The 21,875-nt window shown below is 71.3% G+C and carries 20 protein-coding genes; 14 read left to right on the top strand and 6 right to left on the bottom strand.

Annotated elements, in window-relative coordinates; all coding sequences use genetic code 11:
• Nucleotides 1–2: 2 nt before the first annotated feature.
• Complete coding sequence (locus tag DA075_RS13780) at nucleotides 3–1,637, bottom strand: porin (protein ID WP_099953728.1); 1,635 nt, start codon at nucleotides 1,635–1,637, stop codon at nucleotides 3–5.
• A gap of 376 nt (nucleotides 1,638–2,013) precedes the next feature.
• The gene (locus DA075_RS13775; RefSeq protein ID WP_099953727.1) at nucleotides 2,014–3,837 is read right to left on the bottom strand and encodes an ABC-F family ATP-binding cassette domain-containing protein; all 1,824 of its coding nucleotides are present in this window, start codon (nucleotides 3,835–3,837) and stop codon (nucleotides 2,014–2,016) included.
• Between the two features lie 170 nt (nucleotides 3,838–4,007).
• Between DA075_RS13775 and DA075_RS13770 the strand changes: the two genes are divergently transcribed.
• The gene (locus DA075_RS13770; protein ID WP_099953726.1) at nucleotides 4,008–5,840 is read left to right on the top strand and encodes a gamma-glutamyltransferase family protein; all 1,833 of its coding nucleotides are present in this window, start codon (nucleotides 4,008–4,010) and stop codon (nucleotides 5,838–5,840) included.
• A gap of 6 nt (nucleotides 5,841–5,846) precedes the next feature.
• Here DA075_RS13770 and DA075_RS13765 read toward each other — a convergent pair whose 3' ends face one another.
• Nucleotides 5,847–6,053, bottom strand: a complete 207-nt coding sequence (locus DA075_RS13765) for a hypothetical protein (protein ID WP_099953725.1) — start codon at nucleotides 6,051–6,053, stop codon at nucleotides 5,847–5,849.
• A gap of 76 nt (nucleotides 6,054–6,129) precedes the next feature.
• Nucleotides 6,130–6,444: a polyhydroxyalkanoic acid system family protein gene (locus DA075_RS13760; protein ID WP_099956587.1), complete on the bottom strand. Its 315-nt coding sequence runs from the start codon at nucleotides 6,442–6,444 to the stop codon at nucleotides 6,130–6,132.
• 231 nt (nucleotides 6,445–6,675) lie between these two features.
• Here DA075_RS13760 and DA075_RS13755 point away from each other — a divergent pair, with 231 nt between their 5' ends.
• Both DA075_RS13755 and DA075_RS13750 read left to right on the top strand, forming a co-directional pair.
• Nucleotides 6,676–8,430, top strand: a complete 1,755-nt coding sequence (locus DA075_RS13755) for a M10 family metallopeptidase C-terminal domain-containing protein (protein ID WP_099953724.1) — start codon at nucleotides 6,676–6,678, stop codon at nucleotides 8,428–8,430.
• Between the two features lie 11 nt (nucleotides 8,431–8,441).
• A complete protein-coding gene (locus DA075_RS13750; RefSeq protein WP_099953723.1) occupies nucleotides 8,442–8,675 on the top strand; it encodes a hypothetical protein in 234 nt (77 codons plus the stop codon).
• Nucleotides 8,676–8,752: 77 nt separating this feature from the next.
• On the opposite strand, the gene DA075_RS13745 is transcribed toward DA075_RS13750, so the two are convergent.
• A complete protein-coding gene (locus DA075_RS13745; protein WP_099953722.1) occupies nucleotides 8,753–9,136 on the bottom strand; it encodes a septal ring lytic transglycosylase RlpA family protein in 384 nt (127 codons plus the stop codon).
• Nucleotides 9,137–9,871: 735 nt separating this feature from the next.
• On the opposite strand from DA075_RS13745, the gene DA075_RS13740 reads away from it, so the two are divergent.
• Nucleotides 9,872–11,062: a site-specific DNA-methyltransferase gene (locus tag DA075_RS13740; protein WP_099953721.1), complete on the top strand. Its 1,191-nt coding sequence runs from the start codon at nucleotides 9,872–9,874 to the stop codon at nucleotides 11,060–11,062.
• A gap of 108 nt (nucleotides 11,063–11,170) precedes the next feature.
• Here the strand turns inward: DA075_RS13740 and mutY are convergent, their stop codons facing one another.
• Nucleotides 11,171–12,409 carry an A/G-specific adenine glycosylase gene (gene mutY, locus DA075_RS13735; protein ID WP_099953720.1) on the bottom strand — a complete coding sequence of 413 codons (1,239 nt, stop codon included), beginning with the start codon at nucleotides 12,407–12,409 and terminating at the stop codon, nucleotides 11,171–11,173.
• Between the two features lie 169 nt (nucleotides 12,410–12,578).
• Here mutY and DA075_RS13730 point away from each other — a divergent pair, with 169 nt between their 5' ends.
• The 10 genes from DA075_RS13730 to DA075_RS13685 all read left to right on the top strand — a co-directional run bounded on the left by DA075_RS13730 (nucleotide 12,579) and on the right by DA075_RS13685 (nucleotide 21,835).
• Nucleotides 12,579–13,061 carry a DUF721 domain-containing protein gene (locus DA075_RS13730; protein ID WP_099953719.1) on the top strand — a complete coding sequence of 161 codons (483 nt, stop codon included), beginning with the start codon at nucleotides 12,579–12,581 and terminating at the stop codon, nucleotides 13,059–13,061.
• 206 nt (nucleotides 13,062–13,267) lie between these two features.
• Entirely contained in the window at nucleotides 13,268–13,927 is a 660-nt protein-coding gene (locus DA075_RS13725) for a DsbA family protein (RefSeq protein ID WP_099953718.1), read from the top strand.
• A 75-nt stretch (nucleotides 13,928–14,002) separates the two neighbouring features.
• A complete protein-coding gene (locus DA075_RS13720) occupies nucleotides 14,003–17,452 on the top strand; it encodes a chromosome segregation SMC family protein (protein ID WP_099953717.1) in 3,450 nt (1,149 codons plus the stop codon).
• A gap of 158 nt (nucleotides 17,453–17,610) precedes the next feature.
• Nucleotides 17,611–17,988: an AtpZ/AtpI family protein gene (locus tag DA075_RS13715; RefSeq protein ID WP_099953716.1), complete on the top strand. Its 378-nt coding sequence runs from the start codon at nucleotides 17,611–17,613 to the stop codon at nucleotides 17,986–17,988.
• A gap of 91 nt (nucleotides 17,989–18,079) precedes the next feature.
• On the top strand, nucleotides 18,080–18,835 hold the full coding sequence (locus DA075_RS13710; RefSeq protein WP_099953715.1) for a F0F1 ATP synthase subunit A: 756 nt from the start codon (nucleotides 18,080–18,082) through the stop codon (nucleotides 18,833–18,835).
• A 127-nt stretch (nucleotides 18,836–18,962) separates the two neighbouring features.
• Entirely contained in the window at nucleotides 18,963–19,190 is a 228-nt protein-coding gene (locus DA075_RS13705; protein WP_093570110.1) for a F0F1 ATP synthase subunit C, read from the top strand.
• Between the two features lie 275 nt (nucleotides 19,191–19,465).
• Nucleotides 19,466–20,035 carry a F0F1 ATP synthase subunit B family protein gene (locus tag DA075_RS13700; RefSeq protein ID WP_099953714.1) on the top strand — a complete coding sequence of 190 codons (570 nt, stop codon included), beginning with the start codon at nucleotides 19,466–19,468 and terminating at the stop codon, nucleotides 20,033–20,035.
• Nucleotides 20,036–20,056: 21 nt separating this feature from the next.
• Nucleotides 20,057–20,542 (top strand): F0F1 ATP synthase subunit B family protein, encoded by a 486-nt coding sequence (locus DA075_RS13695; protein ID WP_099956586.1) that lies wholly within the window; start codon nucleotides 20,057–20,059, stop codon nucleotides 20,540–20,542.
• A 252-nt stretch (nucleotides 20,543–20,794) separates the two neighbouring features.
• On the top strand, nucleotides 20,795–21,052 hold the full coding sequence (locus tag DA075_RS13690; RefSeq protein ID WP_099953713.1) for a DUF6894 family protein: 258 nt from the start codon (nucleotides 20,795–20,797) through the stop codon (nucleotides 21,050–21,052).
• 156 nt (nucleotides 21,053–21,208) lie between these two features.
• On the top strand, nucleotides 21,209–21,835 hold the full coding sequence (locus DA075_RS13685; protein ID WP_099953712.1) for a LysE family translocator: 627 nt from the start codon (nucleotides 21,209–21,211) through the stop codon (nucleotides 21,833–21,835).
• Nucleotides 21,836–21,875: the final 40 nt, after the last annotated feature.

Genomic DNA, 21,875 nt, shown 5'->3' with positions numbered 1-21,875 from the left:
GATTAGAAGTCGCGCTGGACGCGCATGCGGACCTGGAACGTGTCCGCGTAGTTGGTGGTCGGCAGGATCGCGCCGTTGGCGGCCACCGGCAGGCCGGCAGCGTTCACGCCGGCCGCGACGCCGCCCGGAGCCTTGTTGACGTCGATGACCCGGCCGTTCTTGATGTCGACGCGGTTGTAGAGACCCTCGACGCCGATATCGAGGTCCTTCACCGGCGACCAGATCAGGCTCGCGCCGGCGACGATCTGGCTGGTGTCGCGCAGGGCGGCACTGAACAGGAAGTTGCCGGGGCTGTTGACCGGGTTGCCGAGGCCGTTGAAGTTCAGGCCGCCGAGCAGGTTACGGCTGTTCTTGCCGTACGACATCTCGCCGTAGCTGCCGATGATCGCCGACCGCCACTCGGGCGTCCAGTAGTGCAGGTACGAACCGACCACCGTGAAGCTGGTCGACAGCTCCATCTTGCCGGTCAGCGGGTTGACGACGGCATCGGTGAAGTAGGTCGCGAACGGCGCACCCTGGGTGTTGCCGGCGCTGGCGGTGTAGGTGCCGATGTACTGGGAGTAGCCGGTATAGATCTGCGCGCCTTCACCGTACGAACCCTGCAGGTACAGGGCGTCGCCCGGGGCGATGAACGGCAGGTTGAACTTCAGGCCGCCCTGGATAGCCCAGCCGTACTCGGTGCTGACGCGCGGGGTCACGACCGTGCCGGCCGGGATCGCCGCGCCGCCGAAGGTCAGGACCGTCGCGGCGTTGCCGGCATTCAGCTCGTGCACGGCGGCCGAGAGCTGGGCCGAGCCCCAGGCGGCGTCGTAGCGCAGGGCACCGACGAAGTCGGGCATGCGCGAGGTCTGGCGCAGGTCGTAGAACGCCTCGCCGATCGGCACGCCGGCCGCGTTGGTGGCGACGACCGGGCTCAGGTTGGCAGCGGCCGTGGTGAAGACCGCGAACTGGCTCGCGGCGTTGCCGGCGGTGGCGGTGCCGAACAGCGGGTTCTTGCGGAAGATCGGATCTTCGATCGAGATCGTCGCCGAGAAGCCCTGGCCGAAGGTCGCCGTGTAGGCGAGCAGGTTGGTGGAGGCGACGTCCGAGCCCAGCGAGGTGCCGATGATCTCGAAGTCGTGGGCGTAGAAGTCGTAGAACGAGGCCGCGCGACCGGCGGTGAGGCCGGCGAACTGGATGAAGGCCTTGTCGACGTTCACGTATTGCTGGGCGCGGGCGAAGGTGTCGACGCCGAGCGCCGGGAAGGCGTTGGCGATGCGCTCCTGGGTGCCCGACTTGAGGTAGGCGCCGGTGCGGGAGGCGAGCTCGAAGCGCACGAAGGCGCGCAGGGTGCCGTAGGCGGTCTGCGTGCGGGCGTCGAGGTTCAGACGGCCGAGGCCGCGGTAGCCCATCAGGTCGCCGTTGTTGCTCGACCGCGAGTAGCCCTGCGAGTAGCCGGCCTCGAAGCGGGCGCGGCCGGAGACGCGCAAGCAGGTATCGGTACCAGGAATGAAGAAGAAGCCGGCGCCGTAGGCCGAGCAGACACGAACGTATTCGACAGGCGCCGCCTTCTTGATCGGCAGATCGGCAGCCTGCGCCCCCGCGACAACGGTCAGACCGGTGGCCGAACCCAGCAAAAGGCTCTTCACGAGCTTCATCGAGACCTCCAAAGTTTCGAGACCCTGGGGGTGAACGACTGTGTCTCGACGATCCAACGGGAGCCGAACCACGCCACTCTTATCCCCTTGTGCCCGGCGCTCCCTGAAGGGATGTCATCCGGGCCGCACCGGGTTGTGTCCGGTGCAGGGGCACCATGTGCGAGGCGCTAACGGCGATCAACCGGCATCAGCGCCCGGGACGGCCAAGTCACCGGCTTTCCGCCGTAATGTTGCACAGACGCCACGAAACCTTACGCGGGTCAGCTAAATCCGGGGCGTGGCGAGCGAGAACTGAAGATCTCGCGCGTCGCCCTGTCTTCTCCTAGGCCGGAAGCCCACTCCGCGGCCACGACCTGAATCGGGTTGCGGCGCGGCGTCAGCCCTCCAGCTCCTCGCGCATCATCTCGAGCTCGAGCCAGCGCTCCTCGGCGCGGGTGAGGTCGGATTCGGTCGCCGCCAGGGTGCGGGAGATCGCCTCGAAGCGGGCGGGGTCGCGGGCGTAGAGGGTCGGGTCGTCGAGGGCGGCCCTGAGCTTGCCGCGGTTGCCCTCCAGCGCGGCGATCCGGGCCGGCAGGGTCTTGAGCTCGTGCTGCTCGTTGAAGCCGAGGCGCCGCTTGGCCGAAGGACGGCTCGCCGCGGGCTTCGAGGCGTCCCTGGGGGCCTCCCTGGCGGCTCCCTTCGGGGCCACGACCCCACGCGCCTGCACCCCGACGCCGCGCTGGGCGACCATGTCGGAATAGCCGCCCGCATAGGCGACCCAGCGCCCCTCCCCTTCCGAGACCAGAACCGTATCGACCACCCGGTCGAGGAAGTCGCGGTCGTGGCTGACGAGGATCAGGGTGCCGGCATAGTCGCCGAGCATCTCCTGGAGGAGGTCCAGGGTCTCGAGGTCGAGGTCGTTGGTCGGCTCGTCGAGCACCAGCAGGTTGCCGGCCTCGGCGAGCGCGCGGGCGAGCAGCAGCCGGTTGCGCTCGCCGCCGGAGAGCACGCCGACGGGGGTGCGCGCCTGCTCGGGCGAGAACAGGAAGTCCTTCATGTAGCCGACGACGTGGCGGCTCTGGCCGCCGACCTGGACGCTGTCGCTGCCCCCGCCGGTCAGCACGTCCGCGACGGTGCGCTCCGGATCGAGGGCGCTGCGGCGCTGGTCGAGGAGGTTGAGGGTGACGTTGGCGCCGATCTTCACGACGCCCGAATCGGGTTCGAGGCGGCCGGTGAGCAGGTTGACCAGCGTCGTCTTGCCGGTGCCGTTGGCGCCGACGATGCCGAGGCGGTCGCGGCGGGCGATGCGTAAGCTCAGATCGCGGACGATCGGGCGGTCGCCGTAGGATTTCGCGACGTCGCGCGCCTCGACCACCAGGGCGCCGGAGGCCTCGGTCTCGGTCACGGTCATCGTCGCGGCGCCGACCGGGCCGCGATGCTCGCGGGCCTTGCGGCGCAGCTCGTGCAGGCCGGCCAGCCGCTTGACGTTGCGCTTGCGCCGGGCCGTCACGCCGTAGCGCAGCCAGTCCTCCTCCGCCGCGATCTTGCGGTCGAGCTTGTGGCGGTCGCGCTCCTCCTCCTCGAACACCTGGTCGCGCCAGGCCTCGAAGGCGGAGAATCCCTGGTCGAGGCGCCGCGTCGTGCCGCGGTCGAGCCACACGGTCGCCCGCGACAGGGCTTCGAGGAAGCGCCGGTCGTGGCTGATGAGGACTAGGGCCGAACGGCTGCCCTTCAGCTCGGATTCCAGCCACTCGATCGCCGGCAGGTCGAGATGGTTGGTCGGCTCGTCGAGGAGCAGGATGTCGGGCTCAGGCGCCAGCGCCTGGGCCAGCGCCGCGCGGCGCGACTCGCCCCCCGACAGCCGGCCCGGATCCTCCTCGCCGGTCATCCCCAGGCTCTCGAGCAGGTAGCGTGCGCGGTAGAGCTCGTCGCCCGGCCCCATTCCCGCCTCGACGAAGGACAGGGTGGTGGCATGCCCGGAGAAATCCGGCTCCTGGGCGAGGTAGCGGATGGTGGTGCCGGGCTGGATGAAGCGCACGCCCTTGTCGGGCTCGACCAGTCCGGCGGCGACCTTGAGCAGGGTCGACTTGCCCGAGCCGTTGCGGCCGACGAGGCAGGTGCGGTCGCCGGGGCTCAGGGAGAGGTCGGCTCCGGCGAGCAGCGGCGTGCCGCCGAAGGTGAGCGCGATGCCCTGGAGGGTGAGGAGCGGAGGAGCGGCCATGGAGTGGGGGATTACGGCAGGCTCCGGGGAAAGGCGAGCCCTGCGCCAGCGCGCACGGGGGGTGCCGCCGGCAGGGCTGCCCCGAGCCGGCCCGGGCTCCTAAAGTGCGGGCGACAGGGCGTGCCCGCGACGGCGACCGCCCCGGAGAGGACCGCCCGGAAGGACCGCCGATGAGCTTCGTCAACCCCGACCCCTTCACCACCCGCCCCGAGATCGACGGCACCTTCGGGGTCGTGGCCTCGACGCACTGGATCGCCACCGCGGTCGGCATGGGCGTGCTGGAGCGGGGCGGCAACGCCTTCGATGCGGGGGTCGCCACCGCCTTCGTGCTGCAGGTGGTCGAGCCGCACCTCAACGGGCCGGGCGGCGACGTGCCGGTGATCCTGCACGACGTCCGGGTCGGCCGGCCGCAGGTGGTGTGCGGGCAGGGCCCGGCGCCGCAGGCCGCCACCATCGCGCATGTGCGCGACCATCTCGGCCTCGACCTCGTGCCGGGCACCGGGCTGCTCGCGCCTTGCGTGCCGGGCACCTTCGACGCCTACATGCTGATCCTGCGCGATCACGGCACCTGGCGCCTCGCCGACGTGCTGGAGGCGGCGATTGCCTACGCGCGGGACGGCTTCCCGCTTGTCGAGCGGGTCTCGGCCACCATCGCCACCGTCGAGGGGCTGTTTCGCGAGCACTGGCCGAGCTCGGCTCACGTCTACCTCAAGGAGGGCGGCGTGCCCGCCCCCGGCACGCTGTTCACCAACCCCGTCCTCGCGGAGACCTATGCCCGGATCCTGCGCGAGGCGGCCGGCGGGTCGCGCGAGCAGGAGATCGAGCGCGCCCGCCGGATCTGGTCGCAGGGCTTCGTCGCCGAGGCGATCGACGGGTTCTGCCGCGGTGAACCGGTCATGGACGTGACCGGAACGCCGCATCGCGGCCTTCTCACCGGGGCCGACATGGCGGCCTGGCAGGCGAGCGTCGAGGAGCCGATCGGGTACGAGTACGGCCGCTACACCGTGCTGAAGGCCGGGCCCTGGACGCAAGGGCTCGCCACCCTGCAGCAGCTCGCCCTGCTCAAGGGCTTCTCCCTCGACGGCCTCGATCCGGCAGGGCCCGACTTCATCCATCTCCAGGTCGAGTGCGCCAAGCTCGCCTTCGCGGACCGGGACACGTTCTACGGCGATCCCGCCTTCGTGGACGTGCCGGTGGAGACCCTGCTCTCCGATTCCTACAACGACGGGCGCCGCAAGCTCGTCACCGGGACTGCCTCGCTGGAGCAGCGGCCCGGCACGATCCCCGGCTTCGGCAAGGCCCTCGACGCCCGGGTGAGCGACGGCGCCCGCACGGCGGTCGGCAGCTCCGGCGCGGGAGAGCCGACCGTCGGCAGGATCGAGGCGACGGTGCCCCCGGACGACGCCCGCGCGGGGGTGGTGCGGGGCGACACGGTCCATTTCGACATCATCGACCGCCACGGCAACATGATCGCCGCCACGCCGTCCGGCGGCTGGCTGCAATCCTCTCCGGTGATCCCGGCCCTCGGCTTCTGCCTCGGCACAAGGGCGCAGATGTTCGTGCTCGACGAGGGCCATCCGGCGGCCCTGGCCCCGGGCAAGCGGCCGCGCTCCACCCTCTCGCCCACGATGGCGCTCCGGGACGGCGCACCCTACCTCGCCTGGGGCTCGCCGGGGGGCGACCAGCAGGACCAGTGGATCCCGCAATTCTTCCTGCGCCACGTCCATGCGGGCATGAACCTGCAGGCCGCGATCGACGCGCCGGCCTGGCACACCGAGCACTTCCCGTCCTCGTTCTGGCCGCGCACGGCCCGGCCGGGCGTCGTGGTGGTGGAGAACCGGGTCAGCCTGGAGACGATCGCGGAGCTGCGCCGGCGCGGCCACGTCGTCGAGGTCGGGTCCGACTGGTCGGAGGGGCGCCTGACGGCCGCGAGCCGCGACGGCCGCCGCCTGCGGGCGGCGGCCAACCCGCGCGGCATGCAGGGCTACGCCGCGGGGCGGTGATCGGCCTTACATGGTCGGGTTGGCGGGCCCGGTCGGCGAGGGGTCGGGGGTGATCGCCGGCGAGTTGCCGGGATCGTTCACCGGGATCTCGACCGGCCGGTCGCCCGGGGCCTCGCTCGGCAGATCGGGCCCGCCGGGATTCGGCGTATCGGGACCGGGTGTGGGGGGCACGGGATCGTAGGGCTGGTCCGGGATCGGGCCGGGATTCGACATCGAGCGCTCCTCGCTTGGTCACGTCTCTTGGTCGAGTCCAAACCGGGGCGCCGGGCCCCGGTTCCGCTGCGTCCCGCTACTGCTTGGTCAGGAGCTTGGCGCCGTTCTGGCTGACGATCTGCTGCACCTTGTGGGCGAAGAGCGACAGGAGGAGCGGCATGCGCACCTCGACCCGCACCGCGTCGTCCTCCACGTCGATGTCGCCGTCGACCCGCTGGTTCATGGCGGCCACCAGGAACGAGAGCCGGTCGCCGCTCCAGGACGCGTCGGCCATGCTGAGCCCCGCCTTCTGCAGCATGTCCTTGGCCTGGCCGATCCCGTTCTCGAGCCGGCGGCGGGCCTCGGCCCGACCGAGCTGATGGGGAATCACGACAACCAGGGGCTTTGCCATCATCACGCTCCGCTCGCACGACGAGCCTGATGTGGGGATGCGCGCCGCCACGGCAACGTCGCCCTCTCACATCGATCCGATCCGGCTGCCGCGAACCCCCCGCATCAGGCGATGCTTCCCGCCCGGGCCGGATGACTGTGGATCGTCAAATTTTCCGGATCGGCCATACCGCAGGGTAGGCTCCTGCTGCCAAGGTGAGGCACCGCCCGACCTCCGATCGAAGGCAAGACCGTGCCCGCCGTTGCCAATGTCTCCGCCACCAGCAATCCCTATCTCAACGGCGTCCTCGAGGGCGTGAAGTGGGCGCAGACCGCCCTCACCTTCAGCTTCCCGACGAGCACCGCGATGTACGGGACGGGATATGCCCTGGGCGGCTACACCAAGAATTTCGCGCCGGTCACCGCCGCCCAGCAGACCGCGATCCGCAGCGTGCTCAAGGCATACGGCGCGATCTCCAATCTCACATTCACCGAGATCACCGAGACCGCGACCACCCACGCCGACCTGCGCTACGCCAGGACGGACGCCGTCGGCACGGCGATGGCCTATTTCCCCACCATCAACCCCGCGGGCGGCGACGCGTGGTTTCGCACCTCCGGCGGCCAGTACGACACCCCGGTCGTCGGGTCCTACGCCTACGCGACGGTGCTGCACGAGATCGGGCACTCGCTCGGCCTCAAGCACGGCCACGAGGTCGAAGGCGCGTTCAACGCCATGCCGCTCGACCACGACAACCTGGCCTACTCGGTGATGAGCTACCGCTCATACTATAACGCCTCGACGACGACCGGCTACACGAACGAGCAGTTCGGCTACCCGCAATCGCTGATGATGGAGGACATCCGCGGCATCCAGATGCTCTACGGGGCGAATTTTTCGACCAATGCGGGCAACACCGTCTACACGTGGGACCCGCTCACCGGCGAAAAGAGCATCAACGGCGTCAAGCAGGGCAAGCCCGGCGCGAACCGGATCTTCGAGACGATCTGGGACGGCGGCGGCACCGACACCTACGACTTCTCGAATTACGGCACCAACCTGAAGGTCGACCTGCGGCCGGGCGAGTGGACCACCACCGCGCAGGCCCAGCTGGCCCGGACGAACGTCTTCGGCGCCACCCCGGTCCTCGCCCCGGGCAACATCGCCAATGCCTACCAGTCCAACGGCGACGTCCGCTCGCTGATCGAGAACGCGGTCGGCGGCACCGGCAGCGACGTCATCAACGGCAACCAGGCCGCCAACACCCTCGATGGCGGCGCCGGGAACGACTCGCTCTTCGGTTTCCAGGGCAACGACACCCTGATCGGCGGAGCCGGGGACGATGCCCTCGACGGCGGCGACGGCGACGACTGGCTCATCGGCGGGACGGGAGCCGACCGGCTCATCGGCGGCACCGGGATCGACACCGCCTCCTACGCCACGGCCGCCGCGGGCCTGACGGCGGACCTCCTGACGCCGGGCCGGAACACCGGCGACGCGAAGGGGGACACCTATAGCAGCGTCGAGAACCTGTTCGGTTCGGGCTTCGCCGACCTGCTCTTCGGCGATGCCGGCGGCAACAGGATCGAGGGCGGGGCCGGCAACGACCTGATCAACGGCCGCGACGGCGCCGACATGCTGCTGGGCGGGGACGGGAACGACACCCTGATCGGTGGGATCGGTGCCGACACGCTGACCGGGGGCGCCGGCGCCGACATCTTCGAGTTCGACGCCCTGCTGGACTCGATCCTCTCGGTCCGGGACACGATCGTCGATTTCGACCCGCGCTCCGACCGCATCGACCTGCGCGGGATCGACGCCAACAGCTTGGTGGCGGGCGACCAGGCCTTCGCCTTCCTGGCCAATCGGGCCTTCGACGGCAAGGCGGGCGAGCTGCGCTACGATGGCGGCATGCTGATGGGCGACGTGAACGGGGACAAGGTCACGGATTTCGCCGTCACCCTCCTCAACCGCCCGACGCTCGCGGCGAGCAGCATCTGGCTCTAAGGGAGAAGCGCATGACGGACTGGATCGATTTCTCGCGCTGGCCCGACTGCCCCTCGCTGACGCGGCCGGGCCACGTCTTCGAGGTCGAGAATGCGCAGGGGCAGGTCCTGATCACGCCCTGCGAGGCGACCTTGCCGGTGCCGTGGGACTGGCAATCGGGGCCGGTCCGGTTCCGGCTGGTGCCGGTTCCGCCCGCGAAGCCGTCCAACCCGATTCCTGCGCCCGCGGTGCCGGGACGACGCTGAAGGAGAGGGACTGAGGCCGGCCGTGCGGGCATTCCCTGCCCGGACGCGCCGGCCCATCCGGATCACGCCGGGGTGGGTCAGTCCACCACCGCGACCGCGACCCGGGCGACGCCGTTCATGCCGATCGCCCGGCCCGCGCCCCGGGCGAGATCGATGATGCGGCCATGCGCGAACGGCCCGCGGTCGTTGATCCGCACCACCACCGAGCGGCCGTTGGCCTGGTTGGTCACCCGCACCCGCGTGCCGAAGGGCAGGCTGCGATGCGCCGCCGTCAGGCCGTTGGGGTTGAAGCGCTCGCCGCTCGCCGTGCGATGGCCGGACGCGTACCAGGAGGCCTTGCCGCTCTGGGCCTGGGCCGTCGACGAAGCGGCGAGGCTCCCCCACCCGGCGAGGGCGATGCCCCCCGCGAGAGCCACGAAACGGGCCGCGTTCGACCGACGCACAGGCTGGGCGCTGTTCATTCCACTGTCCTTGGTGGTTGCTGACGGCAGAGCCAATCGAGACCAAACAGGACGAAAATATGACGACCCGATTTTAGGCGGATAATGCCGCATTCTCGGCCGATATCTTGCGGATCGTTAAGAATTGACTTCTCAAGTTATCGACTGTCCGGAAACCTTACTGGCGACTTGCCGTTCCGGGCAGCTGCACTCGGGTTTTCAGCATTCGGAAGAAGCACGGGCGAGCCCTGCCACCGTCGGCTCTGGGGCGAATGGCAGGGCTGTTAGGCGCTGGCCTCCCCGCGCCCTGCGGGCGGGAGAGGAGGTCTGGCACGCGACGATCCCGTGCTCTGGGCGGGGGTGAAGCAAGCGGAGGCGCAGCCCGAGCGAGGGAGAGGAGGCTCGACGACGAATCTCCCCCGGACCCACCTCATTTTCGCGGCGAACCTGCGGTTGCCTGCTCGCTGCCCCCTCAGGACGAGGGCGTATCCCTCTCAGCGCGCGGAGAGAGGAGAGAACCCGTCATTCGTCCCGTCCCCGGACAGCTCTGCACGAACCGGACATCGAAGGCCGGTCACGACGAGGGCGCATCGCCCTCGTCGGCCATAGCATTTCATTAACGGATGAGCCCGGCCGCGCGACGACTAGGCAAGAAGTGCAGCCCCATTTCGAGACGCAATTCGTATCTGCGGGAAACGTGACCTTTACCGTAGCGGCGGCAATGTCTGGTGGTCAGTCGCGTAACCGGTGTTTGCCATGGCTTCCCCGCGTACCGCGGTCGCCGGCACCGCCGCCCGGAATCAGGTCTCGCGTACCGGGCGAGTGGTGTCGGCGCCGCGGATGGGTCTCGTTACCCCCGCACAGCGTCTTCCCCTGGACGAGGTCATCCTCGGGGATTGCCTCTCTGCCCTCGAGCGGCTCCCGCCGGCCAGTGTTGACCTGGTCTTCGCGGATCCGCCCTACAACCTCCAGCTCGGTGCCGGTGCCCTGCTGCGCCCGGACCAGAGCACCGTCGACGCCGTCGACGACGACTGGGACCAGTTCGCCAGCTTCGAGGCCTACGACACCTTCACCCGCGCCTGGCTCTCGGCCTGCCGCCGGGTGATGAAGCCGACCGCGACCCTCTGGGTGATCGGCTCATACCACAACATCTTCCGCGTCGGCAGCGCGTTGCAGGATCTTGGTTTCTGGATCCTGAACGACATCGTGTGGCGCAAGGCCAACCCGATGCCGAACTTCCGCGGCAAGCGCTTCACCAACGCCCACGAGACCCTGATCTGGGCCTCGCGCAGCGAGCAGAAGGGCTACACCTTCCATTACGAGGCGCTGAAGGGCGGCAACGACGACCTTCAGATGCGCTCGGACTGGTTCATCCCGCTCTGCACCGGCGACGAGCGCCTGAAGGGCGATGACGGGCGGAAACTGCACCCGACCCAGAAGCCCGAGGCCTTGCTCGCCCGCACCATCCTGTCGTCGTCGAATCCCGGCGACGTGGTGCTCGACCCGTTCTTCGGAACCGGCACCACCGGCGCCGTGGCCAAGCGCCTCGGGCGGCACTTCATCGGCATCGAGCAGGAGCCGGCCTATGCGGCGGCCGCGCGCGAGCGCATCGCCGGCATCGAGCCCCTGTCGCGCGCCGCCCTCCTCACCGCGCCGACGAAGCGCGCCGAGCCACGGGTGCCTTTCTTGAGCCTGCTGGAGGCCGGCCATGTCCGGGCCGGCGAGACGCTCACCGACGAGCGCCGCCGCCACAAGGCCCTGGTGCGGCCCGACGGCACCCTCGGGGTCGGCCCGGCCTCCGGTTCGATCCACAAGATCGGCGCCCTGGTCCAGGGCCTGCCGGCCTGCAACGGCTGGACCTTCTGGCACGCCGAGCGCGGCGGGCGCCTCGTCTGCATCGACGACTTCCGCGGCACGATGCGGGCCGGGATGGGCTCGGCCGCGTGAGCGGCAGGATCTGACCGGTAGAGCCTCGCGAAACGCCCGCGGCCTGACGGCCGCGGGCGTTTTGTTCGTCCCCGACGCCCCGTTCCGTCCGGCGATCGGGAAAGCCTCCTACCGCGTCCGGGGCCGGCCCCGCCCGGGGCTCTTGACCACCGAGGCCGCCGAGGCGGGCCGTCGCGACAGCACCTTCGGCAGCGGCGCCCGGCGCGGCGGCGGCTCCGGCTCGGGAAGCGTCGCGAGGTCGGGCGCCGGCGGGGGCGCCGCAGCGGCAGGGGGGGCGGCCAGCTTCTGCTCCAGGACGTGGGCCAGCACCTTCTTCATCGCGCCGGGCAGCGGCTCGGCCTCGAGGCCGACCCGGGGCGTGAAGCGCATGCCTTCGGGAGCCGGGGTCCCGGCGGCGACCCGGGCGAGGAAGACCGTCAGCTCGAGCGGGAAATGCGTGAAGACATGGCGCACGAGGCCGGGCAGCCGCTTCCAGCGCGCGTCGAGGGGGGCGTCGAGGAGCGCCTGGGCCGGGTCGTAATCGGCCCGCCACTCGCTCGTCGGCGGCTCGGCCATGGAGCCGAGCAGGCCTTCCGGCGGCCGAGTGCGCAGCAGCACCGCATCGTCGCCGGCCCGCAGCACCACGAAGGCGGCGCCGCGGCGCAACGCGCCCGCCACCTTCTTCACCTTGCGCGGAAAGGTCTCCTGCAGCCCCTCGGCCCGGGCGCGGCAAGGCTGCATCCAGGGGCAGAGGGCGCAGGCCGGCCGCTTCGGGGTGCAGAGCGTGGCGCCGAGATCCATCACCGCTTGCGCGAAGTCGCCCGGGCGCTCCTGCGGCACCATCTCTTCCGCGAGGCGGCGGATCTCGGGCCGGGCAGCCGGAATCGGGGTCTCGATCGCGTAGAGCCGCGACACCACCCGCTCGACATTGCCGTCCACCGCCGCCGCCGGCCGGTCGAAGGCGATCGCCGCGATGGCGCCGGCCGTGTAGGCGCCGATGCCTGGCAGCTTCCTCAGTCCCTCCACCGTGTCGGGAAAGCCGCCGGCCTCCGCCACCGCCTTCGCGCAGGCATGCAGGTTGCGGGCCCGGGAATAGTAGCCGAGGCCGGCCCAGGCGCCCATCACCGCGTCTTCCGGCGCCGCCGCCAGGACCTCGACGGTGGGGAAGCGCTCCAGGAAGCGGGCAAAGTAGGGCTTCACCGCAGCGACGGTGGTCTGCTGCAGCATGATCTCGGAGAGCCAGACCCGGTACGGATCGGGCGCGACGCCGGGCAACGCGCGCCAGGGCAGCGCGCGACGATGGCGGTCGTACCAGACCAGGAGGTCGGCGGCTTCCGGCCTTGAGTGCGACGCGGCGGGCGCTACCATGCGGCCCGCCTTAGCGGGTTTTCCGCGGTTGCGGGAGCGGGATTTCGACGGCTGTCGTCGAGAGCCTCCCTGGCCGCAGCGGGGCCGAGGGTTAAGTGTTCCCTTACACGAAGGCTCTACCTGTCGGGGCGTCACGCCGGACGCGGCGGTTTTTCAGGACGGACGGGCGATGGCACGGCCCAAACCCTTGAGCGAGCTGATCGAGCGGTCCCTCGGCCCCGTCTTCGCGGCGCAGGGCTTCGCCTCCACCGACATCCTGGCCTCCTGGTCGGAGATCGTCGGCGAGCGGCTGGCCCGGGCCTGCCAGCCGGAGAAGCTCGAATGGCCGCGCCGGCGCGGCTCGTCGCGCGAGCGGCCGGAGCCCGGCACCCTGACGGTGCGGGTCGAGGGCGCCTTCGCCCTCGAATTGCAGCACCTCGGGCCCCTGGTGATCGAGCGGATCAACCGCCATTACGGCTGGGCCTGCGTCGGCAAGATCCGCCTGCGCCAGGACCGAGTCGCCCAGGCGCGCCAGCGGAAGGCCACTCCGCCGCCCCTCGACCCGGTGCGCCGCGGCGAGGTGGCGCTCGCCGTCTCCACCGTGAGCGAGGCGGCGCTCCGCGACGCCCTCGACCGTCTCGGCCTCGCGGTGCTCGGGGCGCAGCGGCGCTAGCCGCGACACCCGTTCCGCGCTCCGTGGGCGAAGCCCGCGGCAAGCCCGACCGGGCGCCGATGCGCCGGACGCCGTCGCGCAGGCGGCGGCACCAAGGATGAAGCGTCGCGGGCTGTTGATGCGCCGGCTGCTTGCCACGAGGCGGCCGGGATTCTACCGCACTCACCACCGCGGACCCTCCCGCACCCTCCACGAGGACGCCTGCCATGCTCACCCGTCGCGAGGCCCTGACACTCACCGGCTCGGCCCTCGGCGCGGCGCTGCTCGCGCCGGTCCTGCCGTTCTCCGCCCTGACTCGGGCCGCCCTGGCGCAAGGGCCGGTGGTCGACGGCCTGATGCAGCCCGGCCCCCTCGGCGATGTCTGGCTCGGGCCGGACAATGCCCGCTGCACCATCATCGAGTACGCCTCGATGACCTGCTCGCACTGCGCCGCCTTCCACAAGACGACCTGGCCGGCGCTCAAGGAGCGCTGGATCGACACCGGCAAGGTCCGCTTCACCTTACGCGAGTTCCCCCTCGACCCGCTCGCCACCGCGGCCTTCATGCTGGCGCGGTCCGACGACGCGGCGCGCTACTACCCGATCACCGACATGCTGTTCGACCAGCAGCCGAACTGGGCCTTCGTGCCGAAGCCCCTCGACGCCCTCGAGCAGATGATGCGCCAAGCCGGCTTCTCGAAGGAGAAGTTCGAGGCGACCCTGAAGGACCAGAAGCTCTACGACGCGGTCAACGCCGTGAAGGAGAAGGCGATGACGACCTTCAAGGTCAACGCCACGCCGACCTTCTTCATCAACGGCCAGAAGTACCAGGGCGAGATGACGATCGACGGCATGGACAAGGTGATCAAGCCGATCGTCGGGGCGTAACCGGCTCTCGCTGGACGAACGCGGCAGGATCGAGCCCGGGATCCGCTCTTCAGGCGATCCCGGGCAGCGCCCCTCATGAAATTCACGCGCCTGCGCATCGTCGGCTTCAAGACCTTCGTCGAGCCGAGCGAGTTCCTGATCGAGCCCGGGCTGACCGGGGTGATCGGGCCGAACGGCTGCGGCAAGTCGAACCTCGTCGAGGCCCTGCGATGGGTGATGGGGGAGAGCTCGCACAAGAGCATGCGGGCGTCGGGCATGGACGACGTGATCTTCTCCGGCTCCGGCGGGCGGTCCGGCCGCAGCCACGCCGAGGTCACGCTCACCCTCGACAACGGCGCCCGCACCGCGCCCGCCGCCTTCAACGCCGCCGACCTGCTGGAGGTCTCGCGCCGCATCGACCGGGGTGCCGGCTCGACCTACCGGGTCAATGGCCGCGAGGTCCGGGCGCGCGACGTGCAGCTGATGTTCGCCGATGCGGCGACCGGGGCGCGGTCCCCCGCCATGGTGCGCCAGGGCCAGGTGGCGGAGCTGATCGCGGCCAAGCCTCAGGCGCGGCGGCGCATCCTGGAGGACGCCGCCGGCATCGGCGGCCTGCATGCCCGCCGCCACGAGGCGGAGCTGCGCCTGCGGGCGGCGGAGGAGAATCTATCGCGCGTCGAGGACGTGCTGACGGCGATCACCGCCGGCGTCGAATCCCTGCGCCGCCAGGCCCGCTCGGCCCAGCGTTACCGGGCGATCGCCGCCGAGATCCGCCGGCACGAGGCGCTGCTGCTCCTGATCGCCCACACGCATGCCCGCCGCGAGGCCCAGGCGGCGGACGCGGCGCTGGCCCTGGCCCTCGACCGGCTGGCACGCGCGCAAGCCGACCAGGTGGACTCGGCCACCGCGCAAGGGATCGCCGCCGCCGCCCTGCCCCGCCTGCGCGAGGCGGAGGGCGCCGCGTCGGCCGAGCTGCAGCGCCTGATGCTGGCGGCGGCGCAGCTCGAGGCGCAGGAGCGCCGCAGCGCCGAGCGCCTGCGCGACCTCGGCCGGCGCATCGTCGACCTGCGCCGCGACCTCGCCCGCGAGGCCGCCTCCCGGGACGATGCCCGCACGACCCTGGAGCGCCTGGACGGCGAGGCGGCGGCCCTGGACGAGGCCGACGACGGCGAGGCCGCGCGGGAGGAGGCCGCGGCGCGGGAGGCGGCGGCGGAGACGAGACTCGCCCGCGCCGAGGCGGCGCTCGCCGCGGCGCAGGGCGCCCAGGCCGAGCACGCGGCGAGGCGCGGCGCCCTGATCCGCGCGGCATCCGACGAGCGCGCCCGGGCGACGCGGCTCGCGGGGGAGCAGGCCCGCCTCGCCCGCGAGGCCGCCGCGGCCGGCGATGCCGGAGGCGAGCGGCTCGCCGCCCTGCGCGAGGCCTACGACGAGGCGAAGGAGACCGTCGAGGAGGCCGAGGAAGCGGCGGCCGCCGCCCGCGACGCCGTGGCGGAGGCGCGGGAGGCCGAAGCGCGGGGCCGGCCGGTCCTGGCGGCAGTGGAACGCGAGGCGGCGCGGCTCGACACCGAGGCCCGCACCCTCGCCCGCCTGGTGGCGCCGGCAGCCGAATCGCGCTTTCCGCCGGTCCTCGACGCGCTCACCGTGGAGCCGGGCTACGAGGCGGCCCTGGCGGCGGCCCTCGGCGACGACCTGGAGGCCGGCCTCGACCCGCAGGCCCCGACCCACTGGACGCTCCTTCCCGATCCCGGCACCGATCCGGCCCTGCCGGCCGGCGCCCGCCCGCTCGCCGAGCGGGTCGCCGGCCCGCCGGCCCTCGCCCGCCGCCTGCGCCAGGTCGGATTGGTGGAACCGGCGGATGCCGCCCGCCTGCGCGAGCGCCTCCACCCGGGCCAGCGCCTCGTCACGATGCGCGGCGACCTCCATCGCTGGGACGGTCTCACCGCCGCCGCGGAGGCGCCGCGCCCGGCGGCGCGGCGCCTTTCCGAGCGCAACCGGCTCGAGGCGCTGGTCGAGGCCGCGGCCGAGGCCCGGGAGCAGGCGGAGGCCGCGCGGGAGACCCACGACGCCCTCCAGGCCCAGGCGGAAAGCGCGGCGGCCGCGGAGATCCGCGCCCTCGAGGGCGCCCGCCTCGCCCGCCGCAACCTCGACGGCGCCCGGGAGATCCTGAGCCACGCCGAGCGCCGGGAGGCCGAGGCCGCCGCCCGCCGGGTCGCGCTGTCCGAGGCCGAGGCGCGCCTCGCAACCGAGGCCGAGGAGGCGGCCGCACGGGTCGAGGCGGCCGAGGAGGCGCTGGCCGCCCTCGACGAGCCCGAAGACCTCGCCGCCCGCCTCGACGGGGCCCGCCGGGAGGCCGAGGCGCGCCGGCTCGCCGCCGCCGAGGCCCGGGCGGCCCGCCTGTCGCTGGCCCGGGCCGCCGAGGAGGCCGCCGCGCGCCGCGCGGCCCTCGCCGCCGATCGGGCACGCTGGCAGGAGCGGGCCGAGCGGGCGGACAGCGTGCTGGCCGAGCTCGAGGACCGCCTCGCTGCCGCCGAGGAGGAGCAGGCGGACCTCGCCGAGGCGCCCGAAACCTTCGCCGAGGACAACCGCCGCCTCGCTGCCGCGACGGAGGCCGCGCGTGCTGCCCGCGCGCAGGCCGGCGAGCGCCTGGCTGCCGGAGAGGCGGCCCTGGCCGAGGCCGAGGCGCGGGCGCGGAAGGCCCTCGACGCCTTCGCGACCGCCCGCGAGACCCGGGCGGCGGCGGCGGCCGCGCACGAGGCCCTGACGAGGCGCCTCGCCGAGGTGGTCCGCACCATCGCCGACAGCCTGGAGACCACGCCCGAAGGGCTCTACGGCCTTGCCGGGGCGGAGCCCGGCGATCCCCTGCCGGAGATGAGCGCCGTCGAGGCGAAGGCGGCCAGCTTGAGGGCCGACCGGGACCGGCTCGGCGCCGTGAACCTGCGGGCCGAGGAGGAGCTGCGCGACACGGAAGGGCGGCGCGACGAGCTGGGGCGCGAGCGCGACGAGCTGATCGAGGCGATCCGGCGCCTGCGCGGCGCGATCCAGAGCCTCAACCGAGAGGGGCGCGAGCGCCTGCTCGCCGCCTTCACGGCGGTGAACGGGCATTTCGAGCGGCTGTTCACGACCCTGTTCGGCGGCGGCACCGCCGAGCTGACCCTCGTCGATTCCGACGACCCGCTCGAGGCCGGCCTCGACATCCTGGCCCGGCCGCCGGGCAAGAAGCCCCAGACCATGACGCTGCTCTCAGGCGGCGAGCAGGCCCTGACGGCGACCGCCCTGATCTTCGCGGTGTTCCTGACGAACCCGTCGCCGGTCTGCGTCCTCGACGAGGTCGATGCGCCCCTCGACGACGCCAATGTCGAGCGCTACTGCGACCTTCTCGCCGCCATGGCGCGCGACACCGACACCCGCTTCCTCGTCATCACCCACAATCCGATCACCATGGCGCGGATGGACCGGCTGTTCGGCGTGACCATGGCCGAGCGGGGCGTGTCGCAGCTGGTCTCGGTCGACCTCGCGACCGCGGAACGGCTGGTCGAGACGGTTTGACGGCGGCCCCGCGTGCGGTGCGGAATCGGTCGAAAGTCCAATGACTTAACGCCTGTTCACGGCGCCTTGACACCCAAGGTGGGCGAAACTATGGTGCGCCCGCTCGACGGGGGTAGCCGGACCGGATCTCCTCATCCTTCACGCGCGAGGTTTTCGCCATGAACGGCAACGACCCGCGGGGGAAGGACGGCACCGGTGAGGGCTCCTCACCCGACGACGACCTCTCCGCGAGGCTCAAGCGTCTCGAGATGCAGATCGACCGGAAGCGCCCCGCGGCAGCTCCCGATCCTTCTGCGCGTCAAGACAGCGGCCAGCCTTCGTCCCTCGGCATCGCCATGCGGCTGTCCACGGAGTTCGTGGCCGGCGTCCTGGCGGGCGGCCTACTCGGCTGGGGCTGCGATCATCTCCTGGGCACCAAGCCTTGGGGTCTGATCGTCCTGCTCGTCCTGGGCTTCGCGGCCGGAATCTACAACGTGATGCGCGTTTCCGGATTTTTTCCGGCCGCGGACACGAAGAAAGGCCCGCCAGGGTCTTGATCATCCGGTGGATGCCGTGCATCCGCCTGCACGGATTGGCAGCGCGGCGGGAGAAACCCGCGGCAGCGATACACGAGGGGGCGGGACCGGCATGGCCGTCAAGATGGATCCGATCCACCAGTTCGAGCTGAAGCCGCTGGTTTCGTTCGGGCATATCGGCCACCAGAACATCGCCTTCACCCAGTCGGCGCTGTACATGTTCCTGGCCGTGGGGCTCATCGCGCTCCTGACGATCTGGGCCACGAAGAGCCGCGCGGTGGTGCCGGGCCGGGCGCAGTCCCTGGCCGAGGTGTTCTACGAGTTCATCGGCCAGACGGTGCACCAGTCGGCCGGCCACGGCAGCGAGCGCTTCGTGCCGCTGGTCTTCTCCCTGTTCATGTTCGTGCTGATGCTGAACCTGTTCGGGATGATCCCCTACGCCTTCGCGGTGACCAGCCACATCATCGTCACCTTCATGCTGGCGCTGATCGTGATCCTCACCGTGGTGATCTACGGCTTCATGGCCCACGGCACCCACTTCCTCGGCCTGTTCGTGCCCCCCGGGGTGCCCGGCTGGCTCAAGCCGCTGATCGTGGTGATCGAGGTCGTGTCGTTCATCTCCCGGCCGATCAGCCTCTCGGTCCGTCTCTTCGCCAACATGCTGGCGGGCCACATCGCGCTGAAGATCTTCGCGGGCTTCGTCCCGGCCCTCCTCGCCGCCGGCGTCTGGGGCATCCTCTCTCCCCTGCCCCTCGCCCTCTCGGTCGCCGTCACGGCCCTCGAGGTGCTGGTCGCGGTGCTGCAGGCCTACGTCTTCGCGACGCTGACCTCGATCTACCTCAGCGACGCCCTGCATCCGGGCCACTGAGGGCCGGGGCCTCACCCGAGGCTCCGCCCCCGCCTGCGATCAGCAAAACAGAGCTTCCCACCCCGGTTCGCCGTGTCGCGGCCGGATACCACCCGCCAGACGACTAGACGACCTTAGGAGCATCACGATGGATCCCGTTGCTGCGAAGTACATCGGCGCCGGCCTCGCCTGCCTCGGCATGGCGGGCGCCGCCGTGGGCCTCGGCAACCTGTTCGGCCAGTTCTTCGCCGGCGCCCTGCGCAACCCCTCCGCGGCCGACAGCCAGCGCCCCAACCTGCTCCTCGGCTTCGCGCTGACCGAGGCGCTGGGCATCTTCTCGCTGCTCGTCGCGCTGCTGCTGCTGTTCGCCGTCTGATTTCGGCGAGGATTACCGAGAGAGGTGGTCCACCCGCGCACCGGGCCTTCACACGAGGCTCCGGTGCGCGTGCGTTAAGTGCACTCGCACAACTCCCGCTGCACCGACGCCGTCGCACCGAGCGATGGTCGTGACCGGGAGTTGTGTGAGAGACACGGGGGCACCCGACACCACTTCGTGCAGCCGCCGCCCCTGCTGAGGCGTGGCGGCGCGACGGCCGGCCCGGCCGAGCGCTCGGCGGGAGCGCTTCGTCTCCCCCACACCCGGACGATACCATGGCGCAGCCACATGCACCCGCCCCCACCCAGGAGGGGCTGATTCACGAGCCGGCCTCCGAGCATGGCGGCGGCTTTCCGCCGTTCGAGAGCAGCACCTTCATGGCGCAGATCCTCTGGCTCGCGCTCGCCTTCGGCCTGCTCTACTACCTGATGTCGAAAGTCGCCCTGCCGCAGATCGCCGGCATCCTGCATGACCGGCAGGCCCGGCTCGCCGGCGACCTCGACCAGGCCGCCCGCGCCAAGGCCGAGGCCGACAGCGCCCGCGACACCTACGAGCGCGCGCTCAAGGACGCCCAGGGCAAGGCCAAGGGCATCGCCCAGACCACCCGCGAGCAGCTCGCCGCCGAGGCCGAGACGCGCCGCAAGTCCCTCGAGGCCGACCTGGCGACCAAGCTCGCCGAGGCCGAGACCCAGATCCGCACCCGCACCGCGACCGCGATGAGCAGCGTGCGCGAGGTGGCCGCCGATGCCGCGACCGCCATCGTCGAGCGCCTGACCGGCCACGCGCCGGACCGCGCCGCCGTCGAGGCGGCCTACGACCGCACCGCCGCCCAGACCGTGCACTGAGCCGCAGGAGATCACGACATGCTGTTCGATGCGGAATTCTGGGTCGCGGTCGCCTTCGTGGTGTTCTGCGGCATCGCCTGGAAGATGGGCCTGTTCGACCAGATCATCGGCGGGCTCGACAAGCGCGGCGCCCGTGTGCGCAAGGAACTCGAGGAGGCACGGCGCCTGCGCGAGGAGGCCGAGGCCGTCCTGGCGGATTACAAGCGCCGCCGCGCGGAGGCCGAGCGCGAGGCCGCCGAGATCGTCGCCAATGCCCGTGCGGAGGCCGAGGCCGCCGCCGCCGAGGGCCATGCCCGCCTGAACGAGTTCGTCGCCCGCCGTACCAAGGCGGCGGAGACCAAGATCGCCCAGGCCGAGGCCCAGGCCGCCGCCGAGGTGCGGGCCGCCGCGGCGGAAGCCGCGGTGCGGGTCTCCGAGACCATCCTGCGGGAGAAGGTGAGCGGCGACGCCGCCCAGGACCTGGTCCGCCGCAGCCTCGGCGAGGTGCGGACCCGCCTGCGGGCCTGACCTCTAGCAACACTTCGGCGACATTTTAGAGAGCCGCCTTCGGGCGGCTTTCTTATTGGGCGAAAGCGAAAGCCCATTCGGTCATGCCGCAAAGTCTTCGCTTGCGGTTAAAGGAATTATTTCAAGGTATAACGTCACTGAGACGGCCCCGCGCTGCCCAAGAGGCGCAGTTTTCACGGGCTTACCGTCAAGAGGATCGCCGGGCGACGTTTTCTGTGGCATAGATTCCGTCGAATCGCCGCCGAGCCCGTGATGACCGTCTACTACTTCCATTTCCAATCGGGTGGCCGCCTGATCATGGACCCCGAGGGGGTCGAGCTGCGGAGCGCGGCCGATGCCCTGGAAGTGGCGGCGAAGCTCGCGGCCGCCCTGCTCGACGATGGCGAGGTCGCCTGCGACTGGAGGCGCAGCGCCTTCCGGGTCGAGGACCAGCACCAGCGCCGCGTCTTCCGCCTGCCGATGACGACCGTGCGGGCCCGGGAGAACCGCAGCCGGGCGCTCCTGAATTGACGCCGCTCACGATCCGCCCGCGCGTGCGGCGATGGTGATCGGGAGCGTCGCGAGCGACATCCCGGATCGGCTCGCGGTCGGCTCGCCCGTATGAAGCGGGCCGTCCGGAGATCGCTGCCGGGTCTGACGAGTCATCGATGCTGACGAGGGCCAGCGATGCCCGATCTCGACACGCTCCCGACCTACACCGCCGTGGTGATCGGCCTCTTCCTCATTCCCGGTCCGGCCGTGCTGCTCGTGCTGGCCCGCGCCTCCGTCGGCGGCCGGCGCGTCGGCATCGCGACCGGCCTTGGGATCGCGGCGGGCGACCTCCTGCACACCGCGACGGCGACGATCAGCCTGTCCGCCGTGCTGATGACCTCGGCCCTGGCCTTCAGCCTCGTGAAATATGCCGGCGCCGCCTACCTGATCTACCTCGGCCTCCGCGCGCTGGCGGAGCGCGGCGGAGACCTGCGTCTCGGCTCCGCGCAGCTGGTCGATGCCCGCCTCGCCTTCCGGCAGGCGGTGCTGGCCGAGGTGCTGAACCCCAAGACGGCGCTCTTCTTCCTCGCCTTCCTGCCGCAATTCGTCCGTCCCGAGCAGAGTTCCGTGGCGGCTCAGCTCTTGGTGCTCGGGCTCGTCTTCGTGGCCATGAGTGCCGTCTACACGGTCATGATCGCGCTCGCCGCCGCACGCGTCGCCGATTGGCTCGTACGTCACCGCCGCATCGGCCGCTGGCAGGGCCGGGTGATCGGTGCGATCTATCTGGGGCTCGGCATCCGGCTGGCCCTGCAGGAACGGTAATTCCGGCCTTCCTGACCGGAGCGCCGGACTGCCCGGCCCG

This window comes from Methylobacterium currus (genome assembly GCF_003058325.1).
GTDB lineage: Bacteria > Pseudomonadota > Alphaproteobacteria > Rhizobiales > Beijerinckiaceae > Methylobacterium > Methylobacterium currus.
The sequence above is the reverse complement of the archived record's forward strand: the minus strand, read 5'-3'. Positions and strand labels throughout refer to the sequence as shown.